We start from the raw sequence: 21,854 nt of genomic DNA, 5'->3' as shown, positions 1-21,854 counted from the left end.
GTTACTCCCGTGTTAGTTCGCTGATGTAGTGACGAATGAGTTGCCCTGCAATGGAACTGGGCGGCGGCACTTGCGGCAGAGCACTGTAATGGAACCAGCGTGCGTCGGCGATCTCGCCCGGCTCACAGACAATGTCGCCTCCCGCATAGTCGGCAAAATAGCCGAGCATGAGCTGGCTGGGAAAGGGCCAGGACTGCGACCCGAAGTAGCGCAGCCGCGTCACCTCCACGCCCACTTCCTCGCGCACCTCGCGGTGCAGGGTATCCTCGGCGCTTTCACCCGCTTCAATAAACCCGGCAAGCGTGCTGTACATCTTGCCCGGGAAGTTGGCATTGCGCGCCAGCAGGAGCTCCTCGCCGTGAGTCACCAGCGTGATCACGCAGGGATTGATGCGGGGGTAGTTGATGGTCGCACAGGGCGTACAGCGCATGGCGCGCTCGCCGATATCCACAACCATCGCGGCACCGCAGCGCCCACAGTACTGGTGGTCGCGCTCCCAGGCCAGCAGCTGTGCCGCGCGCCCGGCCAGTGCGAACAGGCCATCATCAACCCGGCCCAGCAACTGATACAGGCTGCCACGCACGAAACGCATGGGGTCCGGCTCGATGCCGGCATCAATTTCCACCGCAAAACACGGGCGGCCGTGCCAGTAGCCAAGGAACTGCTCGCGCACCACCAGCCAGCCCAGTTGCTGCAGCTCAGCGCGGGGCAGCAGGGGTTCCGTGTGCATGTCGCTCACCAGCTGCCCGCCCTGGAACACCAGGTGCAGCGCGCCTTCGATGGATTGCGGCGCGCGATTGTGAAATTCAACACTCATGCTGGAAAAACCTCCCGCCAGACCACCCTGCCACCACTGCTGCGCTCAATCGCCTCCAGCTGAGCTTCGTGTGCCGCGAGCTCCTCTGCGCTGGCCCTGATCACCGGCAAAGGCTGGCGCTGGGCGGGCAGGCGCCGAATCCCCTCGCTGTGGCCACTGCCGCCCTCCTCGCCGGGACCGTTGTCGGCAAGCTGAAACGTGGTCTGTCCACCGGTCATCGCCAGGTAGACATCCGCCAGGATTTCGGCGTCCAACAGGGCGCCGTGCAAATCGCGCTGGGAATTGTCCACGGTGTAGCGGTTGCACAGCGCATCGAGGTTGTTGCGCTGCCCGGGATGGCGCCGGCGCGCCATGACCAGGGTGTCGGTGACCGTACACCACTGGTCAAGCCCCGGGTGATTGTCATCCAGCCGTCGCAGTTCCGCATCCAGAAAGCCGAGATCGAAGGGCGCGTTGTGGATGACCAGCTCCGCGCCGCGCACGAACTCGAGGAAATCTGCGGCCACCTGTGCAAATACCGGCTTGTCGGCCAGGGATTCGCGGGTAATGCCGTGCACCTCTATCGCGCCCTGGTCAATGTCGCGCTCCGGATTGATGTAACGGTGGAAATGGTTTCCCGTCAAACGCCGGTTGACCAGTTCCACGCAACCAATTTCGATGATGCGGTGCCCCTGGCTGACTTCCAGGCCAGTGGTCTCTGTGTCCAGTACAATCAGTCTCACAGTGTGCTTCCGTTGTTCAGGTTTTATGTAGTAGCTCGTCGATACCCCGATTGGCCAGCTGGTCGGCAATCTCGTTTTCCCGATGACCGCTGTGGCCTTTGACCCAGTGCCACTGAATACGATGACGCTGGTTCTGTTCATCCAGCGCCTGCCAGAGATCGACATTCTTGACCGGCTGGCGTGCCGCCGTCTTCCAGTTTTTCTGCTTCCAGTTGGGAAGCCACTTGGTAATACCGTCGCGCACATACACGGAGTCCGTGGTCAGGTTGACCTCGCAGGGTTCCTTGAGCGCGCGCAGGGCCTCAATGGCGGCCTGCAGTTCCATGCGGTTATTGGTGGTTTCCGCAGCGCCGCCATACAGCTGCCGCTCACGGCCCGCAAAGCGCAGCAGTGCGCCCCAACCGCCTGGCCCGGGGTTCCCGCGACACGCGCCGTCGGTGAATATTTCGACCTGCTTCACGCTGCGTGGTCTCCACGTGGTGCTGCCGCTGGCTTGGGCACCGTCAGCCCGATCAAGCGCGGGCCCTGCAGCGAGCGACGCACCGGCAACACGCGCCCGCCCACCTGCTTGACGGCGTGCACCAGGTAAAGCTCGCCAAGCGGCAAGGGTATTTTCTGGCTCCACTGATTGGCCTGCTGCGCGTAGCGGGCGATACGCCCCTGCCCTGTCACGGGTAACGGGTGCAGGTAGCGCAGCGACTGGATTTCCAGGCCCAGCAGGCGCAGCCAGTCCAGCAACCTGCGAGCGCTTACGGGCGACAGCGCCTGCCACAGGGGGTGCCCCGCGAGGCCCCGCAGCCGGCGTACACCGCACCCTGCGGCCAGCGGGTTGAAACCCACCAGCAATAGCTGCCCGTGGGGCGTGAGCACGCGCTGTAACTCGCGCAGCACTTCGTGCGGCCGCTGGGTGAAATCAAGGCTGTGATGCGCAATCACGACATCGACGCTGTCGCTTTCTATCGGCAACTCGTCGTGCTGGGCAATAAGGGAAACCGCTGCCCCTTGCGCTGGCGCCAGATAGGCGCGGTGCCTGATGCGGCTATTGCCGTATAAAGGCTGATCGCGGGTGTGGCCAATCTGCAGGAGATGGTAGCCAAAGGCGGTTTCCAGCAATGGCTCCAGGGCCTCCTGCACCGTTGCGTGCAGGTGCCGGGTGGATTCCCTGGCGTACCAGGATTCCAGTTCGGCCAAAATATCGCTACACTCGCGCATCAGTTCCCGTGGCCGTTCACCGGCACTCGCTTGAATCAGCGGCCATGTTAATGCATTTGAAGGGGTTTTGAACGTCATCCATGCTGGCAATTGAACCGATACCGGCCTTCAACGACAACTATATCTGGCTGCTTCAAGACGGCGAGCACTGTGCCGTGGTCGACCCGGGCGATGCGGCCCCCGTGCTGAGCCTGCTACGCGCGCGCAATTTGCAGCTGACCACAATCCTCATCACGCACCACCACTTCGATCACGTGGGGGGGCTGCCCGAGCTCATTGCGCATGCGCAGCCCGTTGTGTACGGCCCCGACAACCCTGCAATTACCGGTATCACGCACGCGGTTGGCGAGGGCGATTCCGTTTCCGTGTTTGGTCGGGATTTCACCGTCATTGCCGTGCCCGGTCACACCCTTGATCACATCGCTTTCTTCAGCCCTGGCGAAGACCCCCTGTTGTTTTGTGGGGACACGCTTTTCGCCGGCGGCTGCGGACGCATGTTCGAAGGCACCGCACCCGTGATGCATGCCTCCCTGTCGGCGCTGGCGGCTTTGCCAGCCGAGACCCGGGTGTTTTGCGCGCATGAATACACGCAGGCCAACCTGCGGTTCGCGCAGGCGGCCGAGCCGGACAACAGCACACTGGCGCAACGGGTAAAGGCCGTTGCCCGACTACGCGCACAAGATGAGCCCAGCGTACCCTCATCCATCGCTGTTGAACGAGCCACCAACCCGTTCCTGCGCTGCGCTGAACCGGCGTTGATTGCCTCCCTGCAACGCGAGGGAAAATGGCAGGGTGATGCGCCCGCATCCGTCTTCGCTGCGCTCCGATCGTGGAAAGACTCATTTTGATAAAACGCCACATAATCAAAAGCTTAAAAAGCATAGCTATAGTAGTTTCGGCACTTTTTGCACTGGCAGGCTGCCAGACCCTGCCGCCCGGGGAGAGCGCCGATGCAGCGCGCCCTGGCGCCAACGCCATCACACAGGCGGTCCCCGCCCGGCTCAGCGTCGAAAATCGTCCCATTCGGCTACCCCACAGCAACCCCGACGACTTGTGGGGCCGCTTGCAGCATGGCATGCAGTGGCAGGTACCCGAGAACGCCCAGGTGGCGGACGCACGCAACTACTACCTGCGTCAGAGATCCGGGCTGCAGCGGGTACTTGCGGAACGCGGTGAGCTCTATCTGCACTTCCTTGTCGAAGAGGTCGAGCGTCGTGACCTTCCACTCGAGTTGGCCCTGCTACCTCTGGTTGAAAGCCAGCTGGATCCTTTCGCCGTGTCATCCCAGCAGGCCGTTGGCCTCTGGCAAATCATACCCAGCACCGGAAAAACCCTGGGCGTCACCAGCGACTGGTGGTTCGACGGCCGCCGGGACCTGCGGGATTCCACCCGTGCTGCCCTGGACTACCTGGAGTATCTGTATGCCACCCTGGATGGCGACTGGCTTAACGCGCTCGCTGCCTACAACGGTGGCATCGGCCGGGTCAGCCGGGCGGTGGCGAGCAATGCCGCTCGTGGCCGGCCAACCGACTTCTGGTCCCTACCCCTGCCGCGAGAAACCCGGAATTATGTACCGCGCCTGCTGGCCCTGAGCAGTCTGATCGCCGAGCCCGAGCGCTGGGCCGTCAACCTGCCACCGCTGCAGAATCGGCCCGCATTTGTCGCCGTACCGACTGGTGGGCAGCTGGAGCTCGGTCGCGCAGCACAGTTGGCAGGTGTTCCGAAAGCCCGGCTGCAGGCGCTCAATCCCGGCCACCTGCGCTGGGCAACAGCGCCTCATGCCGGCGACTTGCTTGTGCCGCCAGACCGCGCCACGGCATTTCAGCAGCAACTGGCACAGCTGTCTGCCGAGCAGCGCGTGCAGTGGGACCATTACCGGGTGCGACGGGGTGACACCCTGAGCCGCATCGCCCGGCTGTTCTCCACCCGTGTAGACCTGTTGCGCGCCGCCAATAACCTGCACAGCAATTTCATCCGGGAAGGCGCCACACTGGTGATTCCCCGTGGTGACGACAGCGCCCTGAGCATCGCCAGCCGCAGCGGGACGAAAATTCCCGAGGCGAGGGACTACAAGGTGCGCCCCGGCGACTCGTTGTACCGGATTGCCGGACGCTTCAAGGTGCGAGTCGAGGACATTGTCGCCTGGAATGCCCTGAATGCCCGCGCCCCCATCTTTCCCGGGCAACAGCTGACACTCTATGTCGGAGACGGTTGATTCCGCGACAGCGGGCACACCTCAGCTCTGTCAAACGCCGCTGGGCGACTTCCCTCTACAACGCTACCCGGCCCGGCGCAAGGAGTTACTGCAAGCCTGGTGTGGCGCAGACCTGTTGTTGCTCGAGGCCGTGGCGCAGATGCGGCCTCGCCCCACGTCAGCGCTGGTGGTGAATGATGAGCACGGGGCGCTCTGCACCGCACTCTCGGCCAGTGGCATCGCCACGACGCTGTGGACCGATTCCGCGCTGGCCGCCCACGCCGCAGCGCTGAATACCGCGAACAATAGTGCGCCGGCGGTTGATGTGGTCTGGAGCACCGAGCGCCCGCCCGCCGCACCCGACATCGTGCTGCTGCGCGTGCCCAAGCAAAAAGCCCTGCTGCGCCAACAACTGGCGACACTCGCCGGCCTGTTACCCGCCGGGGCCCCGCTGCTGGCAGCCGCCATGGACAAACACACACCAAAGGGCCTGAACGAGGAGCTGCAGCACTGGATTGGCTCCCCGCACCGGGAACTCGGCCAGCACAAGGCGCATCTGTGGCGCGCACAGCGCGCTGCGGAGCCAGTGAGCGCCGTGCCCGAACCCGGTAACGACTACCCCAGTGACGCGCTCGGTATACCGCTGTACGCCCTGCCGAACGTGTTCAGCCGCGAGGGACTGGATATCGGCACCCGGTTTCTCCTCGACCAGTTACCGGCGTTGCGGCCCGTGTCGTGCGCGGTAGACCTGGCTTGTGGCAACGGTGTCATCGGCCTGACTGCGCTACAGGCCGGACTCGCCGCAACCGTGTGGTTTTGCGATGAATCGGCGCAGGCCATTGCTTCGGCGCGCGTCAACGCCGGGCGCCTGCTACCATCGACGGCAGACCAACAGACACGCTTCCTACACGGTGATGGCCTGCTGGACTGGACGGCAGACGCGCCCGAGCTGGTGTTGTGCAACCCCCCGTTTCACGCACAACACACCGTGGATGATTTTGTCGGACGTCGCCTGATTCTGCAGGCGGCTCAGGTGCTGGCGCCGGCTGGCGCACTGTGCCTGGTGGCCAACCGCCACCTCGACTACCGCAGCGCCCTGCAAGCGGGCTTCAAGCAATGGCGGGTTCTGGCCGAGAATCGCAAGTTTCGGGTCTATCTCGCCGAGCGCTGAGCCGGGTATGACTTGTTGGACAATGGCAGGCTTGTTCCGCGGCCAGGCTGAACCGCGCTGCTGCAGGACAGGGCATCTTGCTAGAGTGACGGTAATTCAACAATAAAACTGACGGAGTTTCGCTGTGAAGTTTGTCCTCTCCACCTCGTTCAGCACGGTTTCACACCTCACCGACATCGCGCCGGTCGCCGATGAATACGGCTGGGAGGCGATGTCCTTTTCCGACCACGTGGTGCATCCGGAGAACATCAGCCAGCCCTACCCTTACACCGAGGACGGCAGCCGGCGTTGGGGCGCATTCACCGATTGGCCCGACCCTTGGGTGGTCATTGGCGGACTGGCAACCATCACCAAGCGGCTGCGCTTCACCACCAATATTTTTGTACTGCCCATGCGCAATCCGTTTCTGGTGGCCAAGGCCATCAGCACCGCAGCGATTATGTCCAACAACCGGGTGACACCGGCGTTCGGTGTGGGCTGGTCTGCGGATGAATTCGCATTGATGCAGCAGGATTTCAAAACGCGCGGCAAGCGCACCGATGAAATGCTGGAGATCATGCGCCTGCTCTGGACGGGCGAGATGGTGGAATACCACGGGCAGTACTACGACTTCGACCGGCTGGAGATGAACCCTGCGCCCACTGCCCGCGTTCCGTTCTGGATCGGCGGCATTTCCGACCCGGCCATGCGGCGCGCGGCACGCCTTGCCGACGGCTGGGTCACCGACCTGCAGCCGTCGAGTGAGATTATCGAGAGCATTGAACGCATACGCCAATGGCGCCGGGAGTACGGTCGGGACAGCGAGCCCTTCGAGGTCATGGCCACTCCCAACGACGCCTGGGACGCTGACGGCTATCGGCGCCTGGAAGACGCTGGCGTCACCCATATCCTCACCATGCCCTGGATGTTCTATCACGGCGAAACGGAGGATGTCGCACTGAAGATCGATGGTGTGAAACGCTACGCTGACGAGGTTATCGCGCCGCTATCCTGAGGGCAGCGGTCACTTTCTGTTCAAAAGCCTGACGCTGCTATAGAATGCTTCGCCGCAGCGGGCCGCTACGCGCCCGCCAGAAGCCCGCAATCAGGTAATGCGCAATGAGTCATACCGAAGTCTACAACGTCAACGTCGCCTCACAGGACGTACTGATCACCCCGGCGAAACTGAAGCAGGCGCTGCCCATGAGCGCCGCTGCGCACGCGCAGCTCGCCAGCAGTCGCGAGGTGATCGAGAATATCCTCGACCGCAAGGACCACCGCCTGTTCGTGGTCGTCGGCCCCTGCTCAATACACGATGTGGATGCCGCACTGGAATACGCCGGGCGTCTCAAGGCGCTGGCTGACGAACTCCAGGACAGCCTGTACATTGTCATGCGCGTGTATTTCGAAAAACCACGCACCACCGTGGGCTGGAAAGGCCTGGTCAACGATCCCTACCTGGATGATTCGTTCAAGATTGAAGAGGGCCTGCACATCGGTCGCAAGCTCCTGCTGGATATTCTCGAGCTCGGCCTGCCCACCGCCACCGAGGCGCTGGACCCGATCTCGCCGCAGTACCTGCAGGACCTGATCAGCTGGTCGGCGATTGGTGCGCGCACCACGGAATCACAGACCCACCGCGAAATGGCCAGTGGCCTCTCGTCCGCAGTCGGCTTCAAGAACGGCACCGATGGCGGACTCACCGTAGCCAGCAATGCGCTGAACTCCGTGGCCAAGCCCCACCGCTTTCTGGGTATCAACGGCGACGGTGAGGTTGCGGTCATCACCACGCGCGGTAACCGCTACGGCCATATCGTGCTGCGCGGTGGCAGCAATGGTCCCAACTACGACTCAGTGCACATCAAGCTGTGCGAAGAGGCGCTGGTGAAAGCCGGTGTGCCGCTGAACATCATGGTTGACTGCAGCCACGCGAACTCCAACAAGCAGCCCGAGCTGCAGCCCCTGGTAGTAGAAAACGTGGGCAACCAGATCCTGGAAGGCAACCGTTCAATTGTTGGCCTGATGATAGAAAGCCACCTGCACGCGGGCAGCCAGTCTATCCCCGAGCGCCTCGAAGACCTGCAATACGGTGTATCGATTACCGATGGTTGTATTGGCTGGGAAGAAACCGAAAACTGCCTGCGCAAGTTGCATGCGGCTGTGCAAACCGCCCTGCCCCGGCGTCTCGAAGACGCCTGAGGGCGCTGCACACTCCTCAGGCAGCGCGCGCCCCGGGGCTAGACTCAATAGTAGGCGTTGCTGCGATCCGAGTGGTCGGTGGTGTCGCGCACGCCGCGCAACTCAGGCAACTGCTCAAGCAGGGTTTTTTCCACCCCGCCCTTGAGGGTCTGGTCCACCATGCCGCAGCCCTGGCAACCACCGCCGAACTTGAGAATGGCATAGGGGTCAGGCGTCAACTCGACAAGGCTGACCTCCCCGCCGTGCGCCGCCAGCGCCGGGTTTACTTCGTTGTAGAGAATGTAATTGATACGATCTTCCAGCGGGCTGTTTTCATCCACGCGCGGCAACTTCGCGTTCGGCGCCTTGATGGTCAGTTGTCCGCCCATGCGGTCCTTGGCGTAATCGACCAGGGCATCTTCCAGAAACGGCAGGCTGCGGGCATCGAACCAGGCAGTGATGGCCCCGAAGTCGCGCTTTTCATCGCCCTCAAGAATGTCGCTGTCACGGCAGTAGGCGATACAGGTCTCTGCCTTCGGGGTTCCAGGCTGGTTGATAAATACCCGCACACCCAGGGCATCTTCCTGCTTTGACAGCAGTTCCGCCAGATATCCCTGTGCTGACTCCGTGATGGTAACCATGGCCCTCTTCCATTCCGAGTAAATTGGTCAAGTATTCTAGCAAACATCCCGGTGCCAGTGCGAGAGCAAATGCTGCGACCCAACAGCGCGTCATTATCTGTTAATATTGCGGGCTTTTTTAGCGGCGGCTGACACGCCCCTCTTCAACACACAGGTACCAACATGGCTCCGGATATCCACTCAGACCACCCCCTGGCAGCAGCCCTGCGCGAGCGCATTCTCATTCTGGATGGCGCTATGGGCACGATGCTGCAGGCGGAAGGCCTGGAGGAAGCGGATTACCGGGGGGAGCGCTTCGCCGACTACCCCGGTGACCTGAAGGGTAACAACGACCTGCTCTGTCTCACGCAGCCGGAGGTCATTGCGCGTATCCAGAAGCGCTACCTGGAAGCCGGCGCCGACATCATTGGTACCAACACTTTCAACAGCACCCGCGTTGCCCAGGGCGACTACGATTTGTCCGAGCTGGCGGCGGAGCTGAACCTCGCAGGTGCGCGCATCGCACGGCGGGTCGCCGACGACATGACCGCGCGTGACCCTTCCCGTCCGCGCTTCGTGGCAGGCATACTCGGGCCCACGCCCCGCACCGCGTCCATCTCGCCCGACGTGAACAATCCCGGGGCGCGCAACATCCGTTTCGATGAACTGGTCGAAGACTACAGTGAAGCCACCCGGGCCCTCATTGAGGGTGGCGTCGACCTGATCATGATCGAGACCATCTTCGACACGTTGAACGCCAAGGCGGCGATTTTTGCGGTGCAGGGGGTGTTTGCGGAGCGCGGCGAGAGCCTGCCGTTGATGATCTCCGTCACCTTCCCTGACACCAGTGGCCGAGTGCTTTCCGGGCAGAGCCCCGAGGCGTTCTGGAACGCCATTGCCCACGCCCGACCGCTGATCGTGGGCAGCAACTGCGGTCGCCGTTTCAAGGAAATTCGTCCGTTTCTGGAGGAGCTTGCTTCGGTTGCCGAATGCTACTTCAGCGCGCACCTCAACGCCGGGCTGCCCAACGCGTTTGGCGAATACGATGAAACACCGGACGATATGTATGAGGATTTCCGCGGCTTTGCCCAGCGCGGTTTTCTCAATCTGGCCGGCGGGTGCTGCGGCACTACACCGCATCACATCGAAGCGATCGCACGCGCCGTGCAGGATGTCGCGCCGCGCCCATTGCCACAGCGTCCCCCCGCCTGCCGGCTCTCCGGCCTGGAACCGTTCAACATTGACGCGGACAGCCTGTTCGTCAACGTAGGGGAACGCTGCAACGTCACCGGGTCTGCCGCCTTCAAGCGCCTTATCCTGTCCGAGGACTACGAGACCGCGCTCGCCGTGGCACGTACCCAGGTTGAGGATGGCGCTCAAATCATCGATATCAATATGGACGAGGGCATGCTCGATGCCGAGCGTGCCATGGTGACGTTTCTCGACCTGGTGGCATCCGAGCCGGATATTTCCCGGGTGCCTATCATGGTGGACTCCTCCAAGTGGTCAGTAATCGAGGCCGGGCTGAAGTGCATTCAGGGGAAGCCGGTGGTCAACTCCATCAGCCTCAAGTCGGGCGAGGCGGAGTTCATTGAACAGGCGACCCTGTGCAAACGCTACGGTGCCGCCGTTGTGGTCATGGCCTTTGACGAACAGGGGCAGGCTGATAGCCTGGAGAGGCGCAAGACGATCTGCCAACGCTCCTGGGATCTGCTGGTCAATCGCGTGGGTTTCAATCCCAATGACATCATTTTTGACCCCAATATCTTCGCCATCGCAACCGGCATTGAAGAACACAACAACTACGCCGTCGAGTTCATCGAGGCCACCCGCTATATCCATGAGTACCTGCCGGGCGCGCTGATTTCCGGTGGCGTATCCAACGTGTCTTTCTCATTCCGCGGCAATAACGTGGTGCGCGAGGCCATCCACTCCGTGTTTCTTTACCACGCCATCCGCGCGGGCATGAACATGGGCATCGTCAACGCGGGCCAGCTTGCGGTATACGACGAATTGCCCGGCGAGTTGCGCGACGCGGTGGAGGATGTGATTCTCAACCGCAGCGACAACGGCACCGAACGCCTGCTGGAGCTGGCGGAAACCTACCGCGACAGCGGCGGTGGCACGGCGCGAGTGGAAGACCTGAGCTGGCGTGAGGAACCGGTGGCGAAGCGTATCGAGCACGCGCTGGTAAAAGGCATCAACACGTGGATTGTGGAAGATGCCGAAGAAGCGCGGCACACCTTTGAACGGCCCATCGAGGTCATTGAAGGACCTTTGATGGACGGCATGAACGTGGTCGGCGACCTGTTCGGCGACGGCAAGATGTTCCTGCCGCAGGTGGTCAAGAGTGCCCGCGTGATGAAGCAGGCCGTCGCCTACCTGCAGCCCTTTATCGAGGAAGAGAAGACCGAGGCCACCCAGAGCAACGGTAAAATCCTCATGGCCACCGTTAAAGGCGATGTTCACGACATCGGCAAGAACATCGTGGGCGTGGTGTTGCAGTGCAACAATTACGAGGTAATCGACCTGGGGGTCATGGTGCACGCCGAAAAAATCCTGCAGGTCGCTCGCGAAGAGCAGGTGGATATCATCGGTCTGTCGGGCCTGATCACGCCTTCGCTGGATGAAATGGTTCACGTGGCAAGTGAAATGCAGCGCCAGGACTTTCAGGTGCCACTGATGATCGGTGGCGCCACCACGTCGAAGGCACACACCGCCGTGAAAATAGAACCGCGCTACAGCAATGATGCCGTGATCTATGTGCCCGATGCGTCGCGCAGTGTTTCCGTCGCCGCCGCACTGCTGGGCCGCGGCAAGGCCCAATTCATTGCCGAGCGTCGCGAGGAGTACGCCCAGGTGCGCGAGCGAGTGGCCAACCGCCAGCCACGCACCCGTCAACTGGGCTACGAAGAAGCCGTTGCGCGCGCGCAGCAGCTGGACTGGGATAACTACACCCCGCCTCGCCCCAGTTTCCTCGGCACCCGTGTGCTGGAAGACTTCCCGCTGGAGAAACTGGTCAACACTATCGACTGGACACCCTTCTTCATTTCCTGGGAACTGGCTGGCAAGTATCCACGCATACTCGAGGACGACGTTGTCGGCGAACAGGCTCGCTCGCTGTTTGCCGATGCGCAGCGCATGCTGGACAAGATCATCAGCGAGAAGCGCATAACCGCCAGCGCGACCCTGGGCTTCTGGCCCGCAAACCGCAACGGCAGTGACGACATTGACCTGTACACCGATGACAGCCGCAACGAGGTCGTGGCAACGCTGCATCACCTGCGCCAGCAAATGGACAAACCCAGCGGTGAGCCGAACCTGTGCCTTGCCGACTACGTGGCACCCCCTGGCGCCGCTGCGGACTACGTGGGCGCCTTCTGCGTCACCACGGGCCACGGTGTCGATGAGCTGTCCGAGCAATACCTGGCGGAGCATGACGACTACAACAGTATTCTGCTGAAGTCGCTCGCGGATCGCCTGGCAGAATCCTTCGCCGAGTACCTGCACCGCTGGGTGCGTACGGAGCTGTGGGGCTACGCTTCGGATGAATCACTGAGCAACGAGGAGTTGGTGCGCGAGCGCTACCGGGGTATTCGCCCGGCACCCGGTTACCCCGCCTGCCCCGATCACACGGAAAAGGCGACCCTGTTCCAGTTGCTGCAGGCGCCGGATACCTGTGGCGTCACACTGTCGGACAATTTTGCGATGTCACCCGCCTCCGCCGTCAGCGGCTTCTACTTCTCGCACCCGGATGCCCGCTACTTCGCGGTGGGTAAAATAGGCCGCGACCAGGTGGCTAGTGTGGCGCGGCGTAAAGGTATGACAGTCGACGAGGTGGAGCGCTGGCTGGCGCCCGTACTGGACTATTGATGATGTGCGCGAGCACGCTGAGCAAAATCGAGGAGTGTAACAATGTCCGAACCCGCTGAAACGCAGCAGGCTCAGAACGCAAAGGCTGAGGGCGATGTCGAACAGAAAGCGCCGCTGCGCCCCTGGCAGGTCATCAGCAGTGTGTTTGCGGCTGGCCTGGGCGTCCAGAGCAGCCGCAACCGTGAGCGGGATTTCAAGCAGGGTCGATTCGGGGTGTTCATCGCCGCAGGTCTGATCTTCACCCTGCTGTTTATCGTGACTGTGGTCGCTATCGTGAAAATAGTGATCAGCAGTGCCGCCTAGCCGGGCATGGCTCCCAGCCACAGGTACAGCCCGAACACCACGATGGTGATGATGGCGGTGGCGGCGATCGCATCGGCTGCCCCATCGCTCTGTTTGGTGGATCCTGACATAGGTTGTGCTCCTGCTGGTTCGTGGTTTCCGGTAACACCGGCTCTCAAGGGCCGCGATTATAGCAGGAAAGGCCCCACTGCCAACGCACCGCCGCGCCCAAGTGAGGTGCCCCCCGGCTCGCCGGGGTAACTGCAGCTCGCGTTCTAAACTTATAAACAATCAGCATAATTCAGCGCGGCGCTTTCTGGTAAGGTAGCGCCTCGCCAGATTTGCGGACAGGTGACAGGACCTTTCGATGTACATTTACGACCAGTACGACCAGCGCATCGTCGACGAGCGAGTCGCGCAATTCAGGGACCAGACCCGGCGCTACCTTGCCGGGGAACTGAGTGATGCAGAGTTCCTGCCGCTGCGCCTGCAGAACGGGCTCTACGTACAACGGCTGGCGCCCATGCTGCGTATCGCCGTGCCCTACGGCCTGCTAAGCAGCACGCAGGTGCGCAAGCTGGCACACATCACACGCCACTATGACAAGGGCTACGCGCATGTCAGCACCCGCCAGAACATCCAGCTGAACTGGCCGTTGCTGGAGGAAGTGCCCGACATTCTCGCTGAGCTCGCCGGCGTGCAGATGCACGCCATACAGACCAGCGGCAATTGTATTCGCAATACCACGACCGACCAGTTCGCGGGCGTAGCCGCCGACGAACGCGAAGATCCGCGCCCCTGGTGTGAAATCATTCGCCAGTGGTCGACCCTGCATCCCGAGTTCGCCTTTCTGCCGCGCAAGTTCAAGATTGCAGTCTGCGCCAGTGAGGAGGATCGAGCCGCAATTCACGCGCACGATATCGGCGTGGAATTGCTGCCCAATGCTGCAGGCGAGTTGGGTTTCAAGGTTCTGGTCGGTGGTGGTTTGGGCCGGACGCCGGTAATTGGTTCGGTGATCTGCGAGTGGCTGGAGAAGCGTCACCTGCTGACCTATCTCGAGGCCATACTCCGTGTCTACAACCAGCACGGTCGGCGCGACAACAAGTACAAGGCCCGCATCAAGATTCTGGTCAAGGCAATGGGGATCGACGCGTTTCGCGACGCGGTGGAGGCCGAATGGGCCCTGCTCAAGGACGGCCCCAGCACGCTCACCGAAAACGAGATCACCCGTGCCCAGTCGTTTTTTACCAGCCCGCCGTATGCCGCGCTGGATGGCAGGTCCTCGCAGGAGGCGTTGGCGGCACGGGCGGCAACAGACCCGATATTCGGCAACTGGCTGGCACGGAACACACGCGCACACCGGGTGCCCGGCTATCGGGCGGTCACCATATCCCTCAAGGCAACCGGCATTGCCCCCGGCGATGTTACCGACCGCCAGCTGGAACTGCTGGCCGACCTGGCAGATCGCTACAGTTTTGGCGAGCTGCGCACGACGCATCAGCAGAACATGGTGCTTGCTGATGTAGAAGAAGCCGCCTTGTATGAGCTGTGGCAGCACCTGCAGAAAGCGGGCCTGGCCACGGCCAACATCGGCTACATCACCGACCTCATCTGCTGTCCCGGCGGTGACTATTGCTCTCTGGCAAATGCCAAGTCGATTCCCGTGGCCGAGGCGATCCAGGCGCGCTTCGAGGATCTCGACTACCTGTATGACCTGGGGCCTGTCGAGCTCAACATCAGCGGCTGCATGAACGCCTGTGGCCATCACCACATCGGTCACATCGGCATTCTGGGTGTGGACAAGAAAGGTGCGGAGTTCTATCAGGTAAGCCTCGGTGGCAGTCAGTCCAAGGATGCCGCCATTGGCAAGATTCTCGGGCCCTCCTTCAGCCAGGAAGCGGTTCCCGATGTGGTGGAAAACCTGCTGGGCACCTTCGTCAGCCTGCGTGAAGGCGAGGAAACCTTCCTGCAAACCTACAACCGGGTCGGGATTGAACCCTTCAAGGAGCGCGTTTATGCCAAAGCTGATTAAGAACGACACCGTCAGCAGCGATAGCTGGCAGCGCGCCCTGCCCGACGGCGATCAGCTCTTCAAAGACCATTTCCCAACCCTGGCCCAATGGCAGGCGGCTACAGAAACACTGCCCACCGTACAGCTGCAGCCGGGTGACGAGGTTGCCACGCTTGTGGAGGCGCTGGATACGCTCGCTATCATTGCGGTGGATTTTCCGGTGTTTACCGATGGGCGCGGATTTTCCTACGCGCGTGAGTTGCGGCAGCGTGGCTATCGCGGCGAGCTGCGCGCGACCGGCGAGTTTATGCCCGACCAGGTACACTACCTGCGTCGCTGTGGTTTTGACGCGTTCCAGCCCGCAGACGCTTCTCGTCTCGAGGAATACCTGCGCCAGTTGCGCGTCTTCTCGGAACATTATCAGGCCAGCATCGACGAGCCCCTGCCCCTGTTCCGCCGCCGCGACAGCGAGAGCCAGCCCGCCTAGAGCATGCTCTCGGGTACCACAAGAGAAAGCGTACCCACGACAAATCGCTGCCACCAGGTGGTGCGCGGCTCCTGCGCCAGGGGTTCACTCCCTGGCGCTGCCGGGTCAAGCCAGCGCAAGTCTCCCTCCCCGTTCAGTGCCACGGCATAGGCACTGTGGCTGATCACCTGCTCGAAACCTGCGCGCATCTGCGCCGCCAGCTCGTTGTTGTCGATGATGATGCCCATCTCGGTGTTCAGCGCCACGGAGCGCGGATCGAGGTTGAAAGAGCCGACGAAAACATGCCGCGCATCCGCGCCCAGAGTCTTGGCATGCAGGCTTGCCGTAGAAGAGCCGGTCCAGCGCTTGTTCCGTTGCAGCTCCCCGGGCTCGGGCTTGAATTCGTAGAGCTCCACTCCGGCGCGCAGTAAATCCTTGCGATAGCGCATGTAACCCGCGTGCACCAGGCCAACATCGTTGGCGGCCAGGGAATTGGTGAGGATCCGCACCTGTATGCCGCGCTCTTCGAGGCCGGCAAGGAACGCCACCAGCGTGTCGCCGGGCACGAAGTACGGTGACACAATCAACACTTCGCGCGCCGCGTTCTGCAGCATGGGCAGCAGTTGCGGTGCAAGATGCGTCTCCGCGGTCACCTCCCGCTTGAGGGGTTTATCGGGATCATCGAAAATCACATTGGCGCTGCCCCAGGCGAATGTGAGTTGATCCAGCTGCATCTGCTCAAGCCAGCTAGACCCCTTGATGGCCTGTACATAGTCCGATGCGAACGCCGAGCGGGCAACGGCCTCGAACTGACTGCGCGCCGCGGACAGGCGCTCCACCGCGACATCGTCAGCGCGCGCGAAGGCCGCCATGGGCACCGCTGCATCGCTGTTCCAGTACTGGTCGAACATGGAAGACACCGCGTTCACAACCGGGCCCACAGCCAGCACGTCCAGGTCCGAGAACGCCGTGTGCGCGAGGCCGTTGAAATATTCATTGCCGATGTTGCGCCCGCCCACCACAGTCAGCAGGTTGTCTGCGGTCAGCGACTTGTTGTGCATGCGGTGGTTCAGGCGGCTGAGATCGGAGGCAAAACCCAGCCCACGATTGCCGCGATAGGCAAAAGGGTTGTACAGCCGAACCGAGATGTTCGGGTGGGTATCGAACTGGCTGAGGAAGGTATCTTTGCCGGCGGTATCCAGGTCATCCAGCAGCAGCCTGACCCGCACGCCTCGGTCAGCCGCCTGCAGCAGCTCATGGGCCAGCAGCTGGCCACTGGTGTCAGCGTGCCAGATATAATACTGCACATCGAGGCTGCTCTCGGCAGCCCGTATCAGCCCTACGCGGGCGACAAAAGCGCGCATGCCCTCGGCCAGTGGCACAAACCCGGAGAGCCCTGCCGCATCGGCGGGATACCACTGCTCCACACGCCGTGCCAGGGCCGTGTTTTCCGTATCGGTTATGACATGCGTTACGGGTTTGGCGTAATTGTCAGGGTTGGGCAGACCCGCACAGGCGGTGACCAGCGTCGCCATGACCAGCGGTGCCACTGACTGCCAGCGGGAGACACAGCCGCGCAATGGACGAGTTTGCGGCCAGCACAGGCGGTGGGACATCGAAGGGCGCTCCAGAGGCAAACGGGATGCCCCCGATTGTAGCGGCATGCCGGGGTTGTGCAAACGCGGCTTGCGCAGGACCATCGCCCATGCATGGGCCCCGAAGTAGCAGGCAACAGCTCAGGACAGGCGCTGCTGGAAATCCTCGTAATCGAACCGCCGCACGATCTCCAGTGCATCTGTCTCCGAATTCCACAGGGCTATGGCGGGCAGGCGGGTACCGTTGAAGGTAGAGGTTTTCACCATGGTGTAGTGCGCCATGTCCTTGAATACCACGCGCTGGCCGACCTGCAAGGGCTGCCGGAAGCTGTAGTCACCGATCACATCACCGGCAAGACAGGTAAGGCCGCCCAGGCGATAGGTGTGGGGTAATACCCCCGGCGCATCCGCATCCATGACCTCGGCGCGATAGGGCATCTCCAGCGTGTCGGGCATGTGGCAGGTCGCCGAGCAATCCAGAATCGCCTGGTCGAGCGCGTTCCACGTGAGGTCCAGTACTTCGCTGACCAGTACCCCACTGCCAATCGCCACCGCCTCACCGGGTTCCAGGTAGACCTGAACCTGATGGCGCGCCGCAAACTCGCGAATGCAGGCAATCAGTTCATCCACCTGGTAGTCCGGGCGCGTGATGTGGTGCCCACCCCCAAAGTTGACCCAATCCATGCGCGGCAGCAGGTCGCCAAACTTTTCCTCCACCGCTGCCAAGGTGCGGGCCAGTGGCGGGAAGTCGTGTTCGCACAGCGTGTGAAAGTGCAGACCACTGATACCCTCGAGGCTGTCGACATCCAGTTGCGAACGCAGGATGCCGAGTCGCGAACCTGGCGCACAAGGGTCATAGATGGGTATATCGCCCTCTGAGTGTTCGGGATTGATGCGCAGGCCGAAGCGCAGCTCGGGGCGACGCTGTTGAGCAGCCAGGCACAGCGGCCTGAAACGCCGCCATTGGCCACAGCTGTTGAACACCACGTGATGTGCAATTTCCAGAATCTGCTGCAGGTCAGCCTCGTGGTAGCCCGCGCCAAAAACATGCACTTCCCCGCCGTAGTGCTCGTGCCCGAGGCGCGCCTCATGCAGGCCACTGGCACAGCTGCCACTGAGATAGCGCGTGGTCAGTGCGCCCAGGCGCCAGCAGGAAAACGCTTTCAGCGCCGCCAGCACCTTGGCACCGCTGGCATCCGCCACGTGTCGCAGGATCCGCAGGTTGCGTTCAATGGCGACTTCGTCAACGACATAGCACGGGGACGGGAGCCGCGCGAGATCCAGCTTGCTGAAATCGGTGAACTGCAGAATCTGCATGCTACAGGTCCCGACCTTGCACCACGTCCAGCTGGAAGCCAGGGTCGAGCTCAACCACCTGCCAGGGCAGGCCGTACAGATTCATGTCGGACATGAAGGGGTCCGGGTCACGCTGCTCGACGTTCCAGACGCCCGGCTCACGCCAGTGCCCCTCGAGAATCATCTTCGCACCGATGACCGCAGGCACACCGGTGGTGTAGGAAATAGCCTGTGACTGCACCTCACGGTAGCAGGCTTCGTGGTCACAGATGTTGTACAGGTACATCACGCGTTCCTTGCCATCCTTGACGCCGCGCACGATGCAGCCGATGCAGGTCTTGCCCTTGGTACGGGGCCCGAGGGTGGAGGGGTCCGGCAGCAATGAGGCCAGAAACTGGATGGGAACAATCTGCTGTCCTTGGAACTCGACCGGCTGTATCCCCGTCATGCCGACATTTTCCAGAACTTCCAGGTGTTTCAGGTAGTTCTCCGAGAAGCTCATCCAGAACTGGGCCCGTTTCAAGCCCGGAAAATGCTTGCTCAGCGACTCCAGCTCTTCGTGGTACATGCGGTAGATGTTGTAGTTGCCCACCGCGTCCGGACACTCGAAACGCGCCTGCTTGGACATGGCCGGCGTGGTGACAAAACTCCCGTTCTCCCAGTGCCGGCACTCCGCGCTGACCTCGCGGATGTTGATTTCCGGGTTGAAATTCGTCGCGAAGGGATAGCCGTGATCACCGCCGTTGACGTCGATGATGTCGAGCTCGTGTATCTCGTCAAAGTAATGTTTGGCGAGATAGGCGGTGAAAATGTTGGTTGCACCGGGATCAAAGCCGCTGCCCAATATCGCCGTCAAGCCTGCCTCGCGGAAACGATCCTGATAGGCCCACTGCCAGTGATATTCGAACTTGGCCGTATCCGGCGGCTCGTAGTTTGCGGTATCGAGGTAGTGCACTCCTGCAGCAAGGCAGGCATCCATGATACTCAGGTCCTGGTAGGGAAGCGCGACATTGATCACCAGTTCAGGCTGCTCACGCTCCAATAGCGCGGTGAGTTCAGCGACATTGTCGGCATCCACCTGGGCCGTGCGAACAGGCCGTTCTATCTGTGCGGCAATGGCCTTGCACTTGGCCTCGGTGCGGCTGGCGAGCACGATGTCAGTAAAAACAGTCGGCAGCTGGGCGCACTTGTGGGCCACCACGGCGCCGACGCCACCCGCTCCAATAATAATGACTCTGGACATAACCCTGCTCCTGTATAGCTGAGTGGTTCAGTGATGCTCGAAATACGTGTAGCCCTGCAGGCTATCGCGGAAAGCCCGCAGGATCTCCTGGCGCTCGGCAACGGAGATACGCCCGCTGCGTACAGCACTTTCCGCCACTTGCCGGAACTGCTCCTGCATGTGCTTCGGCTCGTATTCCACATAGCTGAGCACATCGGAAATGCTGTCGCCGTGAAACTCGCGTGCAAAGTCGAAGCTGCCATCGGGGTTGATGGTGACATTCACGACGTTGGTATCACCAAAGAGATTGTGCAGATCGCCAAGGGTTTCCTGGTAGGCGCCCACCAGGAACACACCCAGGATATAGTCCTCATTTTCACGCAGCGCGTGCAACGGCAGCGTTTTCGAGGTTCCCGCCGGCAGCGAGAAGTTATCGATCTTGCCGTCGCAATCGCAGGTCAGGTCCGCCAGCATGGCCTGGCGGTTGGGTAACTCCTGCAGGCGGTGCAAGGGCATGATCGGGAACAACTGGTCGATCGCCCAGATATCCGGCAGCGATTGAAAAAGGCTGAAATTCCCGTAGTAAATGTCGGAGAGAACCTCGCTGAGGTTTTCCAGCTCGGGCGGCACGCGAGCCACACCGGGTAGAATCTGCGCGATACGCTGCAGCACCGCAAGGCAGATATCCTCCGCCATGGCGCGTTCGCGCAGGCTGGCCTGGCCGTGGTTGAACATGTCGCGCACATCATCACGGTAGAACAGGGCGTCGTTGTAACACTCCTGGAAGTTGGCCTCCCCCACCACGCGCAGTACTTCCTGAATGTGCTTCAGAGGTTCCACACAATCATCATCGATAGCCGCCGGCAGATCCAGCGGCTCACAGCTGCGCACGTCGAGCACGTTGAACAGCAACAGCGAGGAATAGGCAACGGTGGCACGCCCGGATTCGGAAATGATTACCGGGTGGGCAATATCCAACGGGTCGAAGGTTTCGCGGATGCTCTCCACGATATTGACGCAATACTCCTCCAGCTGATAATTCATGCTGTGGGTGCTGTTGGTACGGGCGCCCTCGTAGTCCACGGCAAGACCGCCACCAAGGTCCAGGTAGCCCATGGCCGCGCCCTCTTCCACCAGCCCGGCGTAGTACCGGCACGCTTCGAGCACACCGTTGCGCACGTTGCGGATATTGGGCACCTGGGAGCCGAGGTGGCAATGCAGCATCTGCAGGCAGTGCAACATGTCGGCGGCGCGCAGCTCATCCACCACTGCAATGAGTGCCGCAGTCGAGAGGCCAAAAATTGAACGGTCGCCGCTGTCCTGGCTCCAGTGGCCATCCACCTTGACGGAGCTCTTCATGCGCACGCCAATCAGGGGTTCCACGCCCAATACCCTGCTGCGCTCGATAATCATGCGCAGCTCACTGAGGGACTCCAGTACGAAGAAGCAGGGATACCCCATGCGACGGGCGTACAGGCCCAGGTCGATAAACTCGGAATCCTTGTAGCCGTTGCACACCACAAGGCTCTCGGTGTCGCGCAACTGGCTCAGCGCAATAGTCAGCTCGGCTTTGCTACCAGCTTCAAAGCCGTGATGATAGCGGCTGCCATAGTTGGCGATCTCCTCTATCACGTGACACTGCTGGTTCACCTTGATGGGAAACACACCGCGATAGACGTTGTTGTAGCCACCGCTACTGATGGCATCGGCAAACGCCTCGTTGAGCACCTTGATACGGTGGTCCAGCACATTGCGGATACGCAGTACGGCGGGCATTTCGAGGCTGCGAGCACGCATGCCTGCGACGATATCCATCAGCGAAACCGTTGTTTCACCTTCGCCGGTGTTGACGGTGACCTGGGCGTCGCCGCTGTCGGCAATGCTGTAATAGCCCGCACCCCAGGCGTTGATGCCATAGAGTTCTGCGCTATCCGCTGCACTCCAATCCTGCGTGGGCTGTGCTGAATCAGTCATAGTCCTCCTGGGCTCCTGTCAGTGTGCACACAGAGGCGGGAGGACCTCAGGTGCAACGATTGCTCGTCAACGGCATGGCGTACAAGGGTAGTTGAAACGGCGCCGATTCTAAGGCGCTGTAGAGCAAACGCAAGGAGAATTTGGCGCCAGCCTATGAAGCTACAGCCTAACAGGCAAAGGCAGTGTTTTGGTAGTTTTCAACCTGCCATGCAGCTAGCCGTGACAGCTGACGCCGACACACA

At 61.5% G+C, this 21,854-nt stretch carries 19 protein-coding genes; 9 read left to right on the top strand and 10 right to left on the bottom strand.

Annotated elements, in window-relative coordinates; genetic code table 11:
* Window position 1: 1 nt before the first annotated feature.
* The 4 genes from nudC to G533_RS21035 are packed head-to-tail and all read right to left on the bottom strand — an operon-like array spanning window position 2 to window position 2,751.
* Window positions 2-817: an NAD(+) diphosphatase gene (gene nudC / locus G533_RS0107415; protein ID WP_051230088.1), complete on the bottom strand. Its 816-nt coding sequence runs from the start codon at window positions 815-817 to the stop codon at window positions 2-4.
* The gene (gene dnaQ / locus G533_RS0107410; RefSeq protein WP_027949405.1) at window positions 814-1,539 is read right to left on the bottom strand and encodes a DNA polymerase III subunit epsilon; all 726 of its coding nucleotides are present in this window, start codon (window positions 1,537-1,539) and stop codon (window positions 814-816) included. The genes nudC and dnaQ overlap by 4 nt, the downstream gene beginning before the upstream one ends.
* Before the next feature lie 16 nt (window positions 1,540-1,555).
* Complete coding sequence (gene rnhA / locus G533_RS0107405; RefSeq protein WP_027949404.1) at window positions 1,556-1,999, bottom strand: ribonuclease HI; 444 nt, start codon at window positions 1,997-1,999, stop codon at window positions 1,556-1,558.
* The gene (locus G533_RS21035) at window positions 1,996-2,751 is read right to left on the bottom strand and encodes a class I SAM-dependent methyltransferase (protein WP_035527114.1); all 756 of its coding nucleotides are present in this window, start codon (window positions 2,749-2,751) and stop codon (window positions 1,996-1,998) included. Before G533_RS21035 ends, rnhA begins: the two co-directional genes overlap by 4 nt.
* An 80-nt stretch (window positions 2,752-2,831) precedes the next feature.
* Between G533_RS21035 and gloB the strand changes: the two genes are divergently transcribed.
* From gloB to G533_RS0107375, 5 genes are all read left to right on the top strand, one after another.
* Window positions 2,832-3,599: a hydroxyacylglutathione hydrolase gene (gene gloB / locus G533_RS0107395; RefSeq protein WP_027949403.1), complete on the top strand. Its 768-nt coding sequence runs from the start codon at window positions 2,832-2,834 to the stop codon at window positions 3,597-3,599.
* 227 nt (window positions 3,600-3,826) lie between these two features.
* Window positions 3,827-4,966 carry a LysM peptidoglycan-binding domain-containing protein gene (locus tag G533_RS21030; protein WP_205622578.1) on the top strand — a complete coding sequence of 380 codons (1,140 nt, stop codon included), beginning with the start codon at window positions 3,827-3,829 and terminating at the stop codon, window positions 4,964-4,966.
* Entirely contained in the window at window positions 4,950-6,116 is a 1,167-nt protein-coding gene (locus tag G533_RS0107385; protein WP_051230086.1) for a class I SAM-dependent methyltransferase, read from the top strand. Before G533_RS21030 ends, G533_RS0107385 begins: the two co-directional genes overlap by 17 nt.
* A gap of 124 nt (window positions 6,117-6,240) precedes the next feature.
* A complete protein-coding gene (locus G533_RS0107380) occupies window positions 6,241-7,110 on the top strand; it encodes an LLM class F420-dependent oxidoreductase (RefSeq protein ID WP_027949401.1) in 870 nt (289 codons plus the stop codon).
* A gap of 104 nt (window positions 7,111-7,214) precedes the next feature.
* Window positions 7,215-8,294 carry a 3-deoxy-7-phosphoheptulonate synthase gene (locus G533_RS0107375; protein WP_027949400.1) on the top strand — a complete coding sequence of 360 codons (1,080 nt, stop codon included), beginning with the start codon at window positions 7,215-7,217 and terminating at the stop codon, window positions 8,292-8,294.
* 44 nt (window positions 8,295-8,338) lie between these two features.
* Here the strand turns inward: G533_RS0107375 and nfuA are convergent, their stop codons facing one another.
* Window positions 8,339-8,914 (bottom strand): Fe-S biogenesis protein NfuA, encoded by a 576-nt coding sequence (gene nfuA, locus G533_RS0107370; RefSeq protein WP_027949399.1) that lies wholly within the window; start codon window positions 8,912-8,914, stop codon window positions 8,339-8,341.
* Window positions 8,915-9,076: 162 nt separating this feature from the next.
* On the opposite strand from nfuA, the gene metH reads away from it, so the two are divergent.
* Window positions 9,077-12,766, top strand: a complete 3,690-nt coding sequence (metH, locus tag G533_RS0107365) for a methionine synthase (protein WP_035527027.1) — start codon at window positions 9,077-9,079, stop codon at window positions 12,764-12,766.
* A 42-nt stretch (window positions 12,767-12,808) separates the two neighbouring features.
* Complete coding sequence (locus G533_RS0107360) at window positions 12,809-13,069, top strand: DUF2970 domain-containing protein (protein WP_084638864.1); 261 nt, start codon at window positions 12,809-12,811, stop codon at window positions 13,067-13,069.
* On the opposite strand, the gene G533_RS24995 is transcribed toward G533_RS0107360, so the two are convergent.
* Complete coding sequence (locus G533_RS24995; protein WP_199228005.1) at window positions 13,066-13,179, bottom strand: methionine synthase; 114 nt, start codon at window positions 13,177-13,179, stop codon at window positions 13,066-13,068. The two genes, G533_RS0107360 and G533_RS24995, sit on opposite strands and share 4 nt — an antisense overlap.
* Before the next feature lie 236 nt (window positions 13,180-13,415).
* Between G533_RS24995 and G533_RS0107350 the strand changes: the two genes are divergently transcribed.
* Together G533_RS0107350 and G533_RS0107345 are read left to right on the top strand one after the other, a co-directional pair.
* A complete protein-coding gene (locus G533_RS0107350) occupies window positions 13,416-15,080 on the top strand; it encodes a nitrite/sulfite reductase (RefSeq protein WP_027949396.1) in 1,665 nt (554 codons plus the stop codon).
* Window positions 15,064-15,546 (top strand): DUF934 domain-containing protein, encoded by a 483-nt coding sequence (locus tag G533_RS0107345; protein WP_027949395.1) that lies wholly within the window; start codon window positions 15,064-15,066, stop codon window positions 15,544-15,546. The genes G533_RS0107350 and G533_RS0107345 overlap by 17 nt, the downstream gene beginning before the upstream one ends.
* Here G533_RS0107345 and G533_RS0107340 read toward each other — a convergent pair.
* The 4 genes from G533_RS0107340 to speA form a co-directional block, all read right to left on the bottom strand.
* Complete coding sequence (locus G533_RS0107340; RefSeq protein ID WP_051230085.1) at window positions 15,543-17,141, bottom strand: phospholipase D family protein; 1,599 nt, start codon at window positions 17,139-17,141, stop codon at window positions 15,543-15,545. The two genes, G533_RS0107345 and G533_RS0107340, sit on opposite strands and share 4 nt — an antisense overlap.
* Before the next feature lie 120 nt (window positions 17,142-17,261).
* Window positions 17,262-18,437 (bottom strand): carboxynorspermidine decarboxylase, encoded by a 1,176-nt coding sequence (gene nspC, locus G533_RS0107335; RefSeq protein WP_205622577.1) that lies wholly within the window; start codon window positions 18,435-18,437, stop codon window positions 17,262-17,264.
* 1 nt (window position 18,438) lies between these two features.
* Window positions 18,439-19,659: a saccharopine dehydrogenase family protein gene (locus tag G533_RS0107330; RefSeq protein ID WP_027949392.1), complete on the bottom strand. Its 1,221-nt coding sequence runs from the start codon at window positions 19,657-19,659 to the stop codon at window positions 18,439-18,441.
* Between the two features lie 27 nt (window positions 19,660-19,686).
* Window positions 19,687-21,612 (bottom strand): biosynthetic arginine decarboxylase, encoded by a 1,926-nt coding sequence (gene speA, locus G533_RS0107325; RefSeq protein WP_027949391.1) that lies wholly within the window; start codon window positions 21,610-21,612, stop codon window positions 19,687-19,689.
* Window positions 21,613-21,854 lie beyond the last annotated feature (242 nt).

Origin of the sequence: Haliea salexigens DSM 19537, assembly GCF_000423125.1 — a bacterium.
Lineage (GTDB): Bacteria > Pseudomonadota > Gammaproteobacteria > Pseudomonadales > Halieaceae > Haliea > Haliea salexigens.
The sequence above is the reverse complement of the archived record's forward strand: the minus strand, read 5'-3'. Positions and strand labels throughout refer to the sequence as shown.